Raw genomic sequence first — 15,179 nt, forward strand, 5'->3', positions numbered from 1 at the left:
GAATCGAGTGCTGTGACGATCGACGGTGGACCCGCTCCGTGGGCGTTGGCACGCACCGACCGAAGTTCAACAGCTTGCAGCAGCGCTTGACGCGCAGCCGCCCTACGGGCTGATGGTCCGTCTCGCGGCCTACACCGGTCGCCGAGCCGGAGACCTGGCTGCGCTCCGCGTCCGCGACGTCGAACTGCTCCACAAGGAGGTCCGGGTGCACCAAAACATGACACACACCTCCGCCGGATACGTGGTCGGAGTGCCGAAGACAGCGAACAGCAAGCGCGAAGTGCCGATCCTCGTCGACTCGCTCTTGCACGAGGTGCGGGACTACCTGGCTCAGCACCCGCACCGCAGCGACCCGAACGCCGGCCTCTGGCCGGGCAAGGTTGAGGGCCACCCATCCTGACCTACGACCGGCCGTTCGATCCCAAGGGCTTTCACCGGTACACGTTCAAGCCCGCGGCAAAGAGCATCGGCCTACCCACGCTCAAGCTGCATGAACTACGCCACACGTTCGCGACGCTCGTTCTGGAGTCTGGCGCGTTCGACATGTTCGAGCTGTCCCGGCTCATGTGTCACGCCTCGGTCGCGATCACCGACAAGATCTATGCGCACCTGCGGAAGAAGGACTACGCCGCGCAGCGGGCTAGATTCTCGGCGTTCCGCAACTTGGCCGAAGAAGTGTCTAAGGACGCCGTTGCGGGGTGACCTTTGCCACCCCGCCTAGCGAAGCCCAGCATCGTCGAGTCGGCGCAGGAGCATCGATGTAAGCCCTAGGTGGTCGAGACAAGTGTCGGGATCATCGACGACCGCCGCTTGGTGTCCGCGGGGGTTGCGGATAGCAGTCATGGTGCCGGCGAAGATGAACTTGAAACCCTCCTGCTCGTTAACCTCAGACGTACTAGTCAACGTGTTCAAGGCTAGCTTCGGATTCTTCTCATTGAATACGTTCATCATCAGCGACTTGCCGAAGTCACTCGATCCAGTAATTCGTTGAATTTCCTCATCAAGAAACTTCAGCGCCTCGAACGTCGACTGGGAATAGTGGCCGTTGTCGAACAATTCTCGAACTACCGCTGGCAAATCGTCATGAATGTTGCGATCACCGAACGGGTGACCATCTGAGAGGGGTTCTGAAGCATCCGTATGACTATGCGCCGCACGCACGATCCGCTCGAACCGGTTGAAGTCATCCACGATCGATCAGGTTTGTTCGGATGCTCTTGAAGATCGCATCGTAGGTGTCCTGGTCACCGTCGGCAGGAAGGTTCACTTCGATTCGAACGGTGAGGCCCACTCGCTCGGAGCCACTGTCGGGCCCCGAGCCGCTGGGGATGCCGCCTACTTGAACAGTTCTAGACTCCTGCCCCTGGGCGATGCTCTTCGGCTTCGCCTGAGCTCGGGACGAACGCGCCGAAGAAGACGGCTTCGCGGCTGTCGCCGTGGGACGTGGTGCCGCAATCTCGCCATGTCCACTTAGCGCCGCCAGCGTCTGGAATGTGAGGGCCTGCCGCTTACCTACGAGATCGGACGACCCATCAGACTCTCTGAAGAAGGTCACGAGTTCATCTCGACCCATTGCCCACCCTCCTTCGCCGTAGAGATCGAACAGTGCACTGTAGCTCTGCTCAACGATTGACTTCAGCAGTTCCGCAAACTTCGAATCATCACTCTGATGGAACGCTTTGGTCCTATCCGCCACGCGCTTGCCGTCTCCATCAATAAGGCCGAGGAACTTCAAGATATTAATGACGTATGACTCGTTCTTCGGAGCAATGCCAAGCTTCCGGAGCGTCTCCGCGGACACCTCTTGGGGAAACTGCTTCCGGAACCGCTCCATCGTCTTGACCACCGGACCCGCAGACGAAATGTAGGGGTACGTAGTGGCCATGGGATCCTCCAGAATGGCGCGAAAAAGGCTGAGTCGCGGACGTCAGCCCGCGAGCGTCAACGTAGCATCGAGTGTCACCTTGAGCGACCGCCACGCTGAGACCTACTCAGGATCGAGGGGTTCTGGAGGGGTTGCAACTCCGGACGAGAACGAAGCCCCGACAGAACCTGGGTCCTATCGGGGCTTTCCGGTCCGGTTCGGTTCGGTGGGCTCTCTTAAAAACCTCCAGATCCTTGAGGTGGAGCGGACGTCCGGTGCTCGAAAGTAGCTCGTATCTCTGGCACGAGCGCCGAGACAAGTGCTGTGGCTCTGATCAGGCATTTGTCTCATGGAGCAAGGTCGGTACCGCACTTGGCTCACAGGAGTTCAGCACCGGTGAGGCCGATGCCGCGCACCCTCGGCATCTTGCCCCCGCGGTCGTCCCTTGGCTGTTTCCGTGTCGCCCTGTTTTCCGCACTCTCCCCTACAACGTCGAGCCAACGGTCGACGTTGCGCCTCGCGCCTCTCCGGTCCTCACTGCATGAGCTCCCGGTAACTCCGTTCTGGCAGTCCAGCCGTTCGAGAAATTTGCGTCGCGGGAACGACGGCCACCACAGCTTCCCGCGCTGACGTCCGGCAAACACCGTCAGCGTTGCTCGCGAGTGCACACCTCATCCGGGGACTGAGGCTGAGCCGCCGATACTTCGGATACCCAATCAATCGCCAATTCACCGTCCAGATCTCCGGTCGGTACTTTCCCTCGTATACAATGAGCAGCCCCGGGGTTGCAGCGTGGCCGTCGTTGCCATCGGGCACTTGCCAGGTAACGAGGTACTCGCCGGGTCGATAACGGGAGTTTGACTGCCGAGGTCTCAGGGGCCGGCTTCATCCTGAGGCTCCGTTCGTTCGCGCAAAGGCGATCATCCGCCGAACAGCGGTGGGCAGGAGCTCTTCGACGTTCGTTCCGTCCACGAGACCTGCCAGATTCGCCCAGACCTGCTCCCGTGCGGCCCACGTGTCGATGCCGTAGATCCTCGCCAGTGCCTGTTCGACATCGCCGACAGATCCCGGTTGCCGGGGTAACGTCGATGCTCGATCGCCGGAGGGATGGTCGGTCTCGGTGAAGATTCTGTCCAGCGGTATCAAGGCGACGTCGCGCGGATGCTTCAGGCCTGCCGCGTTGACCGAGAACCAGCAACCAAGTTCAATGGCACGCTTGGTTTGAGCCTCGTCGCCGCGCCACCAGTGCAGGACCGCCCCCTTAACTGGCGTGTGTGTCAGCGTTTCAAGGACGCGGTCGGCTGAACCGGCACTATGGACCGAGGCGACGCGGGGAGCGCCTTGAAGCTCCTTGAGGATGGACGCGAAAACCCGCTCCTGCTTCTCGAGCGAAACCTTCGAGCGTCCATCCAGTCCGATCTCGCTCACGAACGCAGTGGAGCCAAGCATCGAGCCGAACCAATCTTCGTCGAAGCCGTGCTGTGCCTGCGCCACGCGAGGATGGCACCCAACACCCCAGACGGTGACCTGATCTCGGCGGTTTCTCACGTACTCGAACTCATCCAGCGACCTGGTGGCGGCGAACACGACCGCACCAAGCCGCTCGAGATCGGCTGGCCGCGCCTTCGGATTGATGTGTGCGTGAAGATCGAGCGGGGGAAGCTGGGCAGCCATTAGCAGAGCACCCGCAGTTCCTCGACGCCACGCTGCGAAAGAGCAAGCGCGTCCTGCGCCGCATAGTCCTCGGGGAGCGACATTGCCATCACGTCACGCGCGCGGATGCCACGACCGACGAAGTCCCGGAGCGGCTCAACGATCGACTTCTGTCGAACGAATGCGGCGTACCGGCCGCTCGGATGATTGACGAGGTAGGTGGTGGCGTCCGGGACACCAGAGGCGACGAACGCCGCTCTACGGACGAGACAACCGAAACACACGCCGCAGGACGACCCGACCGGGGCGCCGCTGTAGCGCGCATCGGTGTGCGAGCACGAGTTGGTGCTGCTGAGGTACTTCGATGCAGCGTCAACACCCACAGCGTCCGCAACGCGGCGGAACATCTCGCCCTTTGTCAGGGCTTCAAAAGGATTTTCAAGAAGGCCATGTCCACCCACGTTCTGCATCAGCGCGGAGAGTTCGCGCAGGAAGCGTGGATGGGTCGTGTGCGTCGAAAGGCTGCCACGACGGTCCGGACCGAGCGGCGGGTTGAGCGAGGCGAAGCCGTTCTCGGCGATCCACAGGATCGAGCCAGAACGCTCAGCGACGGCGAGCCCGAGTGCAAGAAACAGAAGCGAACGTGAACGAGTCGAGGTCTCGCTCCGGAACGATGAACCGTCCAGACGCCTCGACCCACGATGAAGATGGAACTGGCGGTGCACCTGACCTATGCCGGGCACAAGATCTGCGATCGCACTGACGATTCCCTGCTGCACAGGAGAGATCGCGGTTGAGCTGTAGTGCGACACCAGGGTCTGTGAGTGATCGGCGCCAAGCTCGACGGCGGAGAGCGCGGCACCGGCGGCCGAGTCTGCACCGCCGCTCAGAAGCACCGTCCGGTCGTGGTGCTGCTCGTCGATCGGAAGGCCCGTCTCTTCGGCTTCGGTTGCCTGCGTGAAGATGAACGTCCAATGGTCGCCCGACAGGAAGCCGACCATGCGCGCCAGCTGCTCAGCGTGTGACGCCCATACGGCAGGAGCGCCTACCTCCACGGTGACGTCGAAGTCACGTGCATTCCAACTGGAGCCGCCGCCCTCCCGAAGCACCGAGCGATCCGCGGCGAGGACGCTCAGGGCAATCCGTACGAGGTCGACGTTGCGCGGGTTCACCATGCCGAGTCCCGCAAGGTACGGATCGATACCGCCGGTGAAGGTTGTGCGGCCGTTTCGGGTCCAGAGATACACCTCGTCGTAGATGCCATCCTGCTGTGCCTTATCGGCGGTCGTCTCCGAGAGCGTGAGCAGCAGTCGAATCATGACCTAACCCCGAAGATCTGCCCGATGTCGCGGAGGCCGTTCTCAATGGCCTGCGCCATCTGTTGTTCGGTCGCGCCGCGTGAATTCAGCGTCGCCTGGGCCGCGTACTCCGCTGCCACGTCTCGAATCTGACGCTCCAGGCTGCGGCGCTTCTCAAAGCTGGCGTCCTTCGCGTAGGCGGTCGCGGACACCTCGGTCAGAGCGGTCTCTGCGATCGTCGTCTCGATGGACTTCCTGACAACGTCCTCTGGTGTTGGCGGCTGGTCCGCAGGCTGCTCCAGAATCCACTCGACCACGCTTGCGACGATGTCGCGTTCCTCAGCACCCGCGACAGTACTGTCTGCCTGGGACTCGAAGGCAGCCTCAATGATCTTGAGTCCGATAGCGACAGGGTCACCGAGCCCCTGCAGCTCATCGTAGTTGAGACCCGCCTCACGCAGCGCCTCCCGGTTGCCCGACGAGTAGGCAAGAGCAAGTCGTCCGGCGCGTCCGGCCGCACGAGACACCCGTCCAACAGAGCGAGTTGCGCCGCCTGACGAACGGCTACCGCCCCCGCCCCGGGCACCACCGCCACCTCCGCCCGGGCCGTCGTTCCTTCCACCGCGCCCGCGCGAGTTGAGCAACACCCGGAGTGCTGGTCCGAGGTCAAGCTTCGGCATCTGTCCGGAAGTTCCTGGCTGCGAGGGATCAGCAGGCTGGTCTGTCCGGTCCGCGTCACCGACGTCGGTTCCGTCCGCGCCACCAAGCTCGCCAACGGCATCAAGCCAGGCCGCAATGTTGTCGCGGAGGTCGCCTGCGTCTTTGCCGCCACTGCCGCCAAAAGAGCCGCTAGTTCCCATTGCCTCTCCACGCCTTCTCGACGATGCCCACCGATGCCTGGAGCTGTTCGTCGTCCGAGCCAACCTTCCAAGCGTCGAGCACCGGACGGTAGACCGCCTGATCCAGCGGTCGAAGCTTGATGACCGTCGCTGGTTCGACGTTCGCCGCAGGAAGCCCCTTGAGCGCCGTAACCACGTTCGGCTGGGTGGTCGGCTGCTGCGCAGCGAGGCGAAGCAGGCTCTCGACGGAGAACCTCTGCAGTCCCGGCTGGTCACGGGTACGGCGTCCAAGATGGCCGACCAGGATGTGGGCGTCGCCCTCCGGCAGCAGTTTCAGGGCTCCGTCAGTGACACCTGCACGATCAAGTTTGAGGCTCGAGGTCAGTGCAACCGCAAGGTCGCGAAGTCGCTCGGGTAGCCCGGTGTCGATTACCTCGATCTTCGCAAACGACGCTGCAAGGTAGAGGTACCCTGAGATGGCCGAGGCATCGAGCACTGGCGGAAGCTTCGCCCAACGTCGAAGCGTGTCGCTAAAGTCGTCGCCACGGGCCGGTTCCTGGTCCGACTGAGCTGCGGCAGGCTTCTTGGCCGACCCGGTCTGCGGAGCCTCGTCTTCGGGCGGCTCGGGTGTCGTCTCTTCGGTCTCCTCAACGCGGCCATTGGCGGCGACGTCAAGTGCATCGAGCTTGTCGCGCAACTGGTTTGAGGCGAGCCAGCCGAGCACGGTCTCGAAGTCGTCGGTAAGGATGCGTTCCAGCACCATGAGCTTGGCGACTTCATCCGGCTCCAACTTGAACCCACGACGCAGCGCAACTGCCTGGCGTACATTCAAGTCGTTCAGGAACCGCTTGATGCGTCGCGGATTGCCGTGGAACTTTTCGTAGAGAATCGGTGTCAGGCGCGTTGCTGTGACGAGATGTTCTGCAAGCGCGCTGCCCTCCTCCACGTCCAGGTCATCCAGGCTGCCACCGTCAATGCGCAGCTCATCGCACCTGGCGACGAAAGCCGCATACGCAGCCCCGTCGTCACCTGTCTCGGCCATCGCCAACAGAAGGAAGAGGAACGCTTCGGTGTCGAACCTGCTCAGCGCGGGAAGCGGAATGGTTGTCTGAACAATCTTGTGCAGGTAGAGCTTGGCAGGATCCTCGTCCTCGTTCTTCGGGTCCGGGGTCTTGAGCTTCTGCTGAATAGCTTCGGCCACCCGGTCCTCATCGGCGGCGATGACGAAAGACATGCCCTCAGCCGAAAGGAAGAGTCGGATCGCCTCAAGCGTCTCGACCACGGTGTCCGGCAGACAACGGTCTAGATCGTCAACAAGCACCACCACGCGCGACACGTGCGCCAGTGCGGGATCGGCCAGAAGCTTCTCGAAGTCTTCGCGGAAGCCAGCCATGCCTTTCTCGCTGTCCAGGCTCTCTGGCTCGTCGCTGACCAGGCCGAAGACGTCGTCGATGTCGGGCAGCTGCATGGTGATGGCCGTCCGTGCCGCCATCTTGACCGCCTTGGACCAGTTCACCTTGCGGACGAGCTTTTTGAAGACCTCGAGTCCAGCCTTACCGACCGGGTCTGACTCCTCGAACTCCTTGCTGAGCGCTCCCAGTACCTCGGCGATGAGGCTCTCCTTCGGGCCAACCGCCGGATCGTAGAGCCACGGCTGAGTTGGAATGACGAGCACTTTGCGATCGCTGACCTCGGATCGCTCGGTGATCTCTGACTTGACCAGTTCGAGCACACTCGTCTTGCCGCTGCCCCACGCACCGGAGAGACCGATCGCGACCGGGTCGAGCGCGTCATCGAAGATGGCGTCGGCAGCAGTCTCAGCTACGGCACGGAAGGCGAGCAAATCTTGCGTCGCCGGTTCATCTGACCAGAGCGGGTAGCGCGAAGTCATAGCTTCCACTGCCCCGGCACGGACACCGCGTAGTCGCCGACGCCCGCGGCATCCCGCACTGAGGCAGCGACGAGGAACGACTTGGGGTCGGCGGTGGGAGGCATCCTTGTCCTTACTATGAGAGCGCCTCAAGCTTAGACCAGCGGAAATCCGAGTCAGGCGGTGCGCAGGGTCTACCGAAGTCTTCGGCGCCCCGCGCCGCCCGTTCCATCGAGCGCTAGGGCGTGCGCTCCTCGAGCGAGCGAGCCGAGCACCCACGCAAGCCTGAGACTGAAGAACGAGGACGAAGAGAGGCCCGCAGCCTGACGGCTGCGGGCCTCTCTTCGGTGTTGAGTTCTTAAGACAGTTCTTAAGACACCCCGTTGGTTCGGTCGGGCTGACAGGATTTGAACCTGCGACCCCTTGACCCCCAGTCAAGTGCGCTACCAAGCTGCGCCACAGCCCGTGAGCCCCGAGGGGCTCGGAACCCCGTCGCCGGCGCTCCACCACCCGCGTCCGACCGGAGCGTGAGCAGCCCGTCAAGCATAGCGGACCCGAGACCGTGCTCGTGCCACGGCGCGTCGCCGCCCCACGGCTCAGCGCCGCGGCGGCCGCACGACCTCGCGGTCCTTCGCCAGCCAGGGCAGTGCGAACCCGACGAGCAGCCCGCCGAGGCCGTCCGCCGCCAGGTCACCGATCGTGTCGTCGTACCCGACGTAGATCCGCGAGTCGACGAACTCGTGCCCGAGCCACTCCCCCATCTCCCACACGGAGCCGATGGCCAGGCCGGCACAGAACACCAGGACGGCGACCGAGACCCGACCGGCGTCGGGCGCGTGCGGCACCAGGCGCAGGTCGGCGGCGACGACCGCGAGCAACGCCGCGAGCAGTCCGGTCAGCACGATGTGGATCAGCTTGTCCCAGAGGAACACCGAGGTGTACCACTCGAGTGCGCTCGACCACCCGGCGACGAGCACGAGCACGCACACGGCGACGTCGAACACGGGTCGGAGTCCGAGCATCCGCGGCAGCACGACGCCGAACAGCGCGAGCGACATCACCGCGAACGAGGTCGCGCCCCACCCGACGGTGGCGACGGGCACGCTCACGAGCGTGAGCAGCCGGACGACGTCGGCGGCCAGGAACCGCCGACGCAGGAACGTGGTCCCCAGGGTCGCGATCACGAGGCCCACCGCACGACGGCGTGGACGGCGGCGTGGTCGGACGGCCAGACACCGCCGGGCCGCCGGACCGACACCGCCACCCGGTCCACCACCGCGTCGGTGGTCACGAGCACGCCGTCGATGCGCCGGCCCCCGACACGCGGGCGCCCGTAGTGCGGGTACGTCCCGTACGGCTCCCCCACCTGCCGGGAGGCACGGTCCCAGCTGTCGACGACACCCGCCTCCGCCAGTGCTCGCCAGGGCGCCGACCCGGCCGGGCAGTTCCAGTCGGCCATGACGACGGCGGGCAGCCCCCGCTCGCGGACGATCCGTCCGAGCAGCTGCGCGCCGCGCAACCGCGCCCAGGGCGAGGCGACGTCGAGGTGCGTGGCGATCGCGGTGAACTCCCGGCCGGTGGCGCGGTCGTGCACGACGGCGCCGACGGCGTGCCGGGGGAACGCGGTCGCCCACGACCGCGAGCCGGGCCGGGAGGGCGTCCGGGACAGCGCCCATGTCCGCCGCTCGACCACGTCGAGCCGCTCGCGGTCGAGGAACAGCCCGACCGCCTCGCCACCGCCGCGTGCTCCGCGGCCGACGACCACGGGTTCCCAACGCGACCCCACGGCGGCGGTGAGGTCGGCGGTCTGGGTGGGCAGGGCCTCCTGGACGGCGAGCACGGTGGGTTCCTCGGAGGTGACGAGCGCAGCCACGGCGTCGCGTCGACGCTCCCACGCATCCGGGTGACCGGCGGGGCGCGGCACGGGACGCCGGAGGTTGAGGGTCGTGCAGTGCACCTCGGGTGCGACCACCCCCCCGATGATCGGGCGGTCGTCGTCCGGTGCTGCTGGCATGGTTCCTGTCTACGAGACGACACCCGTTGCGTTCACAGGGACTCGTCCGGCAGGTCCGTAGGGTGGCCCGATGCGTTCCGGCCCTCCCACCCGTGTCCTGCTCGCGCTCTCGGTCTCCGGGCTGCTGCTCGGTGCCGCCGGGTGCACGTCGTCGGAGCCCGCGCCGACCGTGGCGGAGCTCGCGGAGGAGCCGGCCGGGTCGGTGTCCGTCGCCGCGCAGCGCGACCCGTCGGCGCGGTCGGTGGCGACCAGCCGCGCGCTGTTCGCGTCGGCTCCGGGGGCCATCGTCGCGGCTGCTGACGACGCCGGTGCGGTGCGGGAGGCGGCGAGCGCCGCCCGTTCCGCGCACGTGCCCGTCCTGCTCACGGACGGCGACGGTGGCGGCGTCGCCCGTGAGCTGCGCCGGCTCGGCGCGGACTGGTACCAGGCCGAGGGCGACGTGACGGTCGACACCGACGTCCCGGAGCGGGACGCGCCGGACCGGGGTGACGCGCCGGAGACGGGTGGTGCCTCCCGGCCGGCGACCGTGGTGGTGGCGGACCGTGCCCCGGACGCGGCTGCCGTGGCGACGGCGCAGGCGGCCGGTGCCCGCGTGGTCGTCATGCCGGACGGTGTCACGGACCCCGCCGCGGCGCCCGACGTCGTGACGGCCCTGCACGAGCGAGCCGGGCACCCGACGGTCCTGGTCGGGACCGCGTTCGGCGACCTGCCGGACCCGGGGTGGACGGTGCGCGCCGCGGCGAGCGGGTGGCAGCTGCCGCACGGCGGACAGCGGCCCTTCGACGGGCACCGGTACGTCGCGCTGTACGGCGCGCCCGGAGCGCCGGTCCTCGGCGTCCTCGGCGAGCAGGACCCCGCGGCCACGGTCCGTCGCGCGGAGGCCACGGCGGAGCAGTACGACGGCCTCGGCGACGAACCCGTCACGCCCGCGATGGAGGTCATCGCGACCGTCGCGGCCGGCGACGCCGGAGCGGACGGCGACTACTCGACCGAACTCCCGGTGTCGACGCTCGAACCGTACGTCGACGCGGCGCACGACGCGGGGATGCCGGTGATCCTCGACCTGCAGCCCGGCCGCTCCGACTTCCTGTCGCAGGCGAAGCGGTACGAGTCGCTGCTCAGGAAGCCGGGCGTGTGGCTCGCGCTCGACCCGGAGTGGCGGTTGACCGCGGACCAGGTGCCGCTGCGGCAGATCGGGAGCGTGTCGGCGTCCGAGGTGAACGAGGTGTCGTCGTGGCTCGCCGACCTCGTGCGGAGCGAGGGGCTGCCGCCGAAGGCGCTCGTGCTGCACCAGTTCCGGCTGTCGATGATCCAGGACCGGGCCTCGCTGGCGTCCCACCCGGAGCTCGACCTGCTCGTCCACGTGGACGGCCAGGGATCGCAGCCCGACAAGCAGGCGACGTGGGAGGCCCTGCACCAGGACGCACCGGCGGGCGTGCACTGGGGCTGGAAGAACTTCTACGACGAGGACACGCCCATGCTGTCGCCGGAGCAGACGATGGACCAGGTGTCGCCGACGCCGTCGCTGATCACGTACCAGTAGCGGGTCGCTCGTCCACAGCCTGGAGGGACGGGGCCGGTTCCGTCGGTCGGTGCTGACAGCATGGGGGCATGTCTGGTCTCGGTGTCGGTTCGTCCGTCGGCTCGCCTGTTCCCGCGACGGCTCCGCCGTCCGCCGAGATCGCCGCGGAGGCGCAGGAGGCCCTCGCCGCCCTGACCGGGCGGCCGGACGCGGTCTTCCACCCCGGGCAGCTCGAGGCGATCTCGGCGCTCGTCGACCACCGGCAGCGCGCGCTCGTCGTGCAGCGGACCGGATGGGGCAAGTCGGCGGTGTACTTCCTCGCGACGCTGCTCCTCCGGCGACGAGGGGGCGGTCCGACGGTGCTCGTCTCCCCGCTGCTCGCCCTCATGCGCGACCAGGTGGCGGCGGCGGCCCGAGCGGGTGTGCGGGCGGTCTCGATCAACTCCGCGAACGCGCACGAGTGGTCGGACACGCAGGCCGCCCTCGCGCGCGACGAGGTCGACGTGCTCCTCGTCTCCCCCGAGCGGCTCAACAACCCGCGGTTCCGCGACGAGCAGCTGCCGACGCTGATCGCGCGGATGGGGATGCTCGTCGTCGACGAGGCGCACTGCATCTCGGACTGGGGCCACGACTTCCGGCCGGACTACCGCCGGCTCGCCGAGCTCATCCGGTCGCTCCCGCACGGGGTCCCCGTCCTCGCCACGACCGCGACGGCGAACGAGCGCGTGGTCGAGGACGTCGCCGAGCAGCTCACGGCCGGTCCGGACGCCCCGGTCTTCACCATCCGTGGCTCGCTGGCCCGGGCGTCCCTGCGGCTCGGCGTGCTGACGCTGCCGGACGCCCGGCAGCGCCTCGGGTGGCTGCTCGCGCACCTCGGCGACCTGCCCGGCAGCGGCATCATCTACACGCTCACGGTGTCCGGGGCCGAGGACATCGCCCGGCTCCTGCGCGAGAACGGCTACGCCGTGCGCGCGTACACGGGACGGACCGACACCGAGGAACGCGAACAGCTCGAGCAGCAGCTCAAGGGCAACGAGCTCAAGGCGCTCGTCGCCACGAGCGCGCTCGGCATGGGCTTCGACAAGCCCGACCTCGGGTTCGTCGTGCACGTCGGTGCGCCCTCGTCGCCGGTCGCGTACTACCAGCAGATCGGTCGCGCCGGCCGTGCCACCGACAACGCCGACGTCCTGCTCCTGCCCGGACGCGAGGACCGTGAGATCTGGCAGTACTTCGCCAGCGCCTCCATGCCGACCGAGGCGCGGGCGTCGGCCGTGCTGTCGGCGCTGTCCACCGACACGGCGATGTCGACCGTCGCGCTCGAGGGACTCGTCGACATCAAGCGGTCGACGCTCGAACTGCTCCTCAAGGTCCTCGATGTCGACGGTGCCGTCCACCGGGTGGCCGGCGGGTGGGTGTCGACCGGGCAGCCGTGGCAGTACGACGCCGCGCGGTACGAGCGGGTCGCCGCCGCGCGTGAGGCCGAGGCGTCCTCGATGCTCACCTACGAATCGACCTCGGCGTGCCGGATGCAGCTCCTGCAGCAGGACCTCGACGACCCGTCCGCCGAGCCCTGCGGCCGCTGCGACAACTGCGCCGGCGTCTGGTACCCGACGTCGATCTCGGACTCGGACACCTCCGGTGCGGCCGCCGCGCTCGACCGGGTCGGCGTCGAGATCGCGCCGCGCGCCCAGTGGCCCTCGGGCATGTCGTCGCTCGGCGTGGCCGTGAAGGGCCGGATCCCCACGGGTGAGCTCGTCGAGCCGGGCCGCGCCGTCGCCCGGCTCACCGACCTCGGATGGGGCGGCCCCCTGCGCGCGCTGTTCGCCGCGTCGACGCCGGACGGCCCCGTCTCGCGCGAGCTCGTCGACGGGTGCATCCGAGCGCTCAAGGACTGGCCGTGGGCGGAGCGGCCGACCGGGGTCGTGGCGATGTCGTCGCGGTCGCGGCCGGAGCTCGTCGGGTCGCTGGCGCAGGCACTGTCGTCGATCGGGCGCCTGCAGTTCCTCGGGACGCTCGGGCGGAACGGCGGGGAGCCCCGAGGGGACGGCGCGACGAACAGCGCCTACCGGTTGGCCGGGGTGTGGGACACGTTCGTGGTCGACCCGGCGCTGGCGGCGGCGCTGGGGTCGCACCAGGGGCCGGTGCTGCTCGTGGACGACCTGGTGGACAGCCGGTGGACGATGACCGTCGCCGGGCGGGAGCTCCGCCGTGCGGGGGCGGCGGCCGTGCTGCCGTTCGCGCTCGCCACGGTCGCCTGACACCGAGCTCCAGCGTCAGGCTCCGGCGGTCGGCCCCGCCGGTCAGGCGGCGGCGATCGCGTCGAGTTCGGCGAGTGCGTCCGACGGCAGGGTGATGCCCGCGCCGGCGACGTTCGCGCGGAGGTGCTCCACCGAGGACGTCCCGGGGATGAGCAGCATGTTCGGCGAGCGCTGCAGCAGCCACGCGAGCGCCACCGACAGCCGCGACTCCCCCAGACGCTCGGCGACGGCGTCGAGTGCGCCGGACTGGATCGGCGAGAACCCGCCCAGCGGGAAGTACGGCACGTAGGCGATGCCCTCGGCCGCGGTGTGGTCCACCATGGCGTCGTCCTCGCGTCGGGCGACGTTGTAGGAGTTCTGCACGCAGACGATCGGCGCGATGGTCCGCGCCTCAGCGAGCTGCTCGGCGTCCACCGTCGACAGGCCGAGGTGCCCGATGAGGCCCTGCTGCTGGAGTGCGGCGAGCGCCTCCACCTGCGGCGCGATGCTGCCCGGTTCGGGAGCGTCGACGCCACCCATGCGCAGGTTCACCACGTCGAGCCGTTCGAGACCGAGGGTGCGCAGGTTGTCGTGCACCTGCTCGACGAGCTCGTGCGGCTCGCGGGCGTGCGGCCAGTTCCCCGCGGCGTCGCGTCGGGCGCCGACCTTCGTCACGATGTGCAGCTCGTCCGGGTACGGGTGCAGGGCCTCGCGGATGATCTCGTTGGTGACGTGCGGGCCGTAGAAGTCGGACGTGTCGACGTGGGTGATGCCGAGTTCCACCGCGCTGCGGAGGACCCGGACCGCCTCGTCACGGTCGGCGGGCGGGCCGAACACGCCGGGGCCGGCGAGCTGCATGGCGCCGTAGCCGATCCGGGTCAGGTCGAGGTCGTCAGCGAGGCGGAAGGTGCCGCCGGGGAGGGTCGTCGTGCTCATGCCCACCACGATGCGTCCGCCGGGCGCGACGGGACAGGTCCCCCGCGTCCCTGGGACCACGGGGACCAGGAACGGAACGCAGGCGGTCCGTAGCATCGCGGTGTGAGCGACAACAGCCTCGGTGCGTACCTGCGGGCTCGGCGCAGCCTGGTCCGACCGGAGGACGCCGGCATCCGCGTGACCGGGGTGCGTCGTACCCCGGGACTCCGACGCGAGGAGGTCGCGACGCTCGCGGGCATCAGTGCCGACTACTACCTCCGGCTCGAGCAGGGTCGCGACCGGAACCCGTCGGGTCAGGTGCTCGACGCACTGGCGCGGGTGCTCGATCTCGACACGACCGCCACCCGCTACCTGCACTCGCTCGCCGCGCACGAGGCCGGTGGCGCACGACCCCGTCGGGGCGGCTCCGGCCGGGCCTCCGCTCGCACCACCGGGGAGCGCGTGCCGTCCGGCACCCTGCAGCTGCTCGACGTGATCGGTCTGCCGGCCTTCGTCGAGGGCCGCGCGTTCGACGTCCTCGCCGCGAACGCCCTCGCGACGGAGCTCGCGCCGGGGATGCGAGCGGGCGAGAACCGTCTGCGGACGATGTTCCTCGACGGCGCCGAGCAGGAGCGCTACCCCGACTGGGAACACCAGATGGCCGGCATGGTCGCGGCCTTCCGGGCCTCCATCGGCACCGACGTCGACGACCCCGGCGTCACGTCGCTCGTCGGCGAGCTGTCCCTCGGCAGTGAGGACTTCCGCCGGCTGTGGGCCCGCCACGACGTCCGGCCGCTCGCCGGCGGAACCGTCCGGATGTGGCACCCCGAGGTCGGCGGCCTGGAGCTCCGGCGCGAGAAGCTCGGCGTCGGGGGCACCGACGGGCAGCTCCTCGTGGTGCACCACGCCGAACCGGGCTCCCCCTCGGCGCGGGCCCTCGCGCTCCTCGGGAGCCTCGCCGCCTCAG

13 protein-coding genes, 1 tRNA gene and 1 pseudogene are annotated in these 15,179 nt (G+C 68.1%); 5 read left to right on the plus strand and 10 right to left on the minus strand.

Features of this window, described 5'->3' with window-relative positions; translation table 11 throughout:
- Nucleotides 1–25 precede the first annotated feature (25 nt).
- Nucleotides 26–400 (plus strand): tyrosine-type recombinase/integrase, encoded by a 375-nt coding sequence (locus tag AB0N84_RS00125; RefSeq protein ID WP_363542957.1) that lies wholly within the window; start codon nt 26–28, stop codon nt 398–400.
- Complete coding sequence (locus tag AB0N84_RS00130; protein ID WP_363543384.1) at nt 397–702, plus strand: tyrosine-type recombinase/integrase; 306 nt, start codon at nt 397–399, stop codon at nt 700–702. Before AB0N84_RS00125 ends, AB0N84_RS00130 begins: the two co-directional genes overlap by 4 nt.
- 15 nt (nt 703–717) lie before the next feature.
- Here the strand turns inward: AB0N84_RS00130 and AB0N84_RS00135 are convergent, their stop codons facing one another.
- From AB0N84_RS00135 to AB0N84_RS00175, 9 genes are all read right to left on the minus strand, one after another.
- Complete coding sequence (locus AB0N84_RS00135) at nt 718–1,191, minus strand: TIGR02391 family protein (protein ID WP_363542959.1); 474 nt, start codon at nt 1,189–1,191, stop codon at nt 718–720.
- Nucleotides 1,184–1,885, minus strand: a complete 702-nt coding sequence (locus AB0N84_RS00140) for a DUF5343 domain-containing protein (protein WP_363542961.1) — start codon at nt 1,883–1,885, stop codon at nt 1,184–1,186. Before AB0N84_RS00140 ends, AB0N84_RS00135 begins: the two co-directional genes overlap by 8 nt.
- 864 nt (nt 1,886–2,749) lie before the next feature.
- Nucleotides 2,750–3,538, minus strand: coding sequence for a TatD family hydrolase (locus AB0N84_RS00145; protein WP_363542963.1), 789 nt, complete (start codon nt 3,536–3,538; stop codon nt 2,750–2,752).
- Nucleotides 3,538–4,836, minus strand: coding sequence for a hypothetical protein (locus AB0N84_RS00150; protein WP_363542965.1), 1,299 nt, complete (start codon nt 4,834–4,836; stop codon nt 3,538–3,540). The genes AB0N84_RS00145 and AB0N84_RS00150 overlap by 1 nt, the downstream gene beginning before the upstream one ends.
- Nucleotides 4,833–5,342, minus strand: coding sequence for a hypothetical protein (locus AB0N84_RS00155; protein ID WP_363542967.1), 510 nt, complete (start codon nt 5,340–5,342; stop codon nt 4,833–4,835). The genes AB0N84_RS00150 and AB0N84_RS00155 overlap by 4 nt, the downstream gene beginning before the upstream one ends.
- Nucleotides 5,343–5,664: 322 nt before the next feature.
- The gene (locus AB0N84_RS00160) at nt 5,665–7,545 is read right to left on the minus strand and encodes a P-loop NTPase fold protein (RefSeq protein WP_363542969.1); all 1,881 of its coding nucleotides are present in this window, start codon (nt 7,543–7,545) and stop codon (nt 5,665–5,667) included.
- Nucleotides 7,546–7,916: 371 nt separating this feature from the next.
- Nucleotides 7,917–7,990 (minus strand) — tRNA-Pro (locus tag AB0N84_RS00165).
- A 130-nt stretch (nt 7,991–8,120) separates the two neighbouring features.
- The gene (locus AB0N84_RS00170; RefSeq protein ID WP_363542971.1) at nt 8,121–8,708 is read right to left on the minus strand and encodes a hypothetical protein; all 588 of its coding nucleotides are present in this window, start codon (nt 8,706–8,708) and stop codon (nt 8,121–8,123) included.
- Nucleotides 8,705–9,538 carry an endonuclease/exonuclease/phosphatase family protein gene (locus AB0N84_RS00175; RefSeq protein ID WP_363542973.1) on the minus strand — a complete coding sequence of 278 codons (834 nt, stop codon included), beginning with the start codon at nt 9,536–9,538 and terminating at the stop codon, nt 8,705–8,707. The genes AB0N84_RS00170 and AB0N84_RS00175 overlap by 4 nt, the downstream gene beginning before the upstream one ends.
- A gap of 70 nt (nt 9,539–9,608) precedes the next feature.
- Between AB0N84_RS00175 and AB0N84_RS00180 the strand changes: the two genes are divergently transcribed.
- The gene (locus AB0N84_RS00180) at nt 9,609–11,081 is read left to right on the plus strand and encodes a hypothetical protein (protein ID WP_363542975.1); all 1,473 of its coding nucleotides are present in this window, start codon (nt 9,609–9,611) and stop codon (nt 11,079–11,081) included.
- A gap of 68 nt (nt 11,082–11,149) precedes the next feature.
- Nucleotides 11,150–13,318: a RecQ family ATP-dependent DNA helicase gene (locus AB0N84_RS00185; protein ID WP_363542977.1), complete on the plus strand. Its 2,169-nt coding sequence runs from the start codon at nt 11,150–11,152 to the stop codon at nt 13,316–13,318.
- A 42-nt stretch (nt 13,319–13,360) separates the two neighbouring features.
- Here the strand turns inward: AB0N84_RS00185 and AB0N84_RS00190 are convergent, their stop codons facing one another.
- On the minus strand, nt 13,361–14,233 hold the full coding sequence (locus AB0N84_RS00190) for an oxidoreductase (RefSeq protein WP_363542979.1): 873 nt from the start codon (nt 14,231–14,233) through the stop codon (nt 13,361–13,363).
- Between the two features lie 102 nt (nt 14,234–14,335).
- Here AB0N84_RS00190 and AB0N84_RS00195 point away from each other — a divergent pair.
- A pseudogene (locus AB0N84_RS00195) lies at nt 14,336–15,148 on the plus strand (helix-turn-helix domain-containing protein); the annotation flags it as partial.
- Nucleotides 15,149–15,179: the final 31 nt, after the last annotated feature.

It is taken from the genome of Curtobacterium sp. NPDC089185, assembly GCF_040685235.1.
Classification (GTDB): domain Bacteria; phylum Actinomycetota; class Actinomycetes; order Actinomycetales; family Microbacteriaceae; genus Curtobacterium; species Curtobacterium citri.

What these genes read in the sequence shown, in the direction of transcription:
- AB0N84_RS00180 (WP_363542975.1), top strand. Translation starts at nt 9,609, where the DNA reads ATGCGTTCCGGCCCTCCCACCCGTGTCCTGCTCGCGCTCTCGGTCTCC.
- AB0N84_RS00175 (WP_363542973.1), bottom strand. Translation starts at nt 9,538, where the DNA reads ATGCCAGCAGCACCGGACGACGACCGCCCGATCATCGGGGGGGTGGTC.
- AB0N84_RS00150 (WP_363542965.1), bottom strand. Translation starts at nt 4,836, where the DNA reads ATGATTCGACTGCTGCTCACGCTCTCGGAGACGACCGCCGATAAGGCA.
- AB0N84_RS00190 (WP_363542979.1), bottom strand. Translation starts at nt 14,233, where the DNA reads ATGAGCACGACGACCCTCCCCGGCGGCACCTTCCGCCTCGCTGACGAC.
- AB0N84_RS00145 (WP_363542963.1), bottom strand. Translation starts at nt 3,538, where the DNA reads ATGGCTGCCCAGCTTCCCCCGCTCGATCTTCACGCACACATCAATCCG.
- AB0N84_RS00140 (WP_363542961.1), bottom strand. Translation starts at nt 1,885, where the DNA reads ATGGCCACTACGTACCCCTACATTTCGTCTGCGGGTCCGGTGGTCAAG.
- AB0N84_RS00160 (WP_363542969.1), bottom strand. Translation starts at nt 7,545, where the DNA reads ATGACTTCGCGCTACCCGCTCTGGTCAGATGAACCGGCGACGCAAGAT.
- AB0N84_RS00185 (WP_363542977.1), top strand. Translation starts at nt 11,150, where the DNA reads ATGTCTGGTCTCGGTGTCGGTTCGTCCGTCGGCTCGCCTGTTCCCGCG.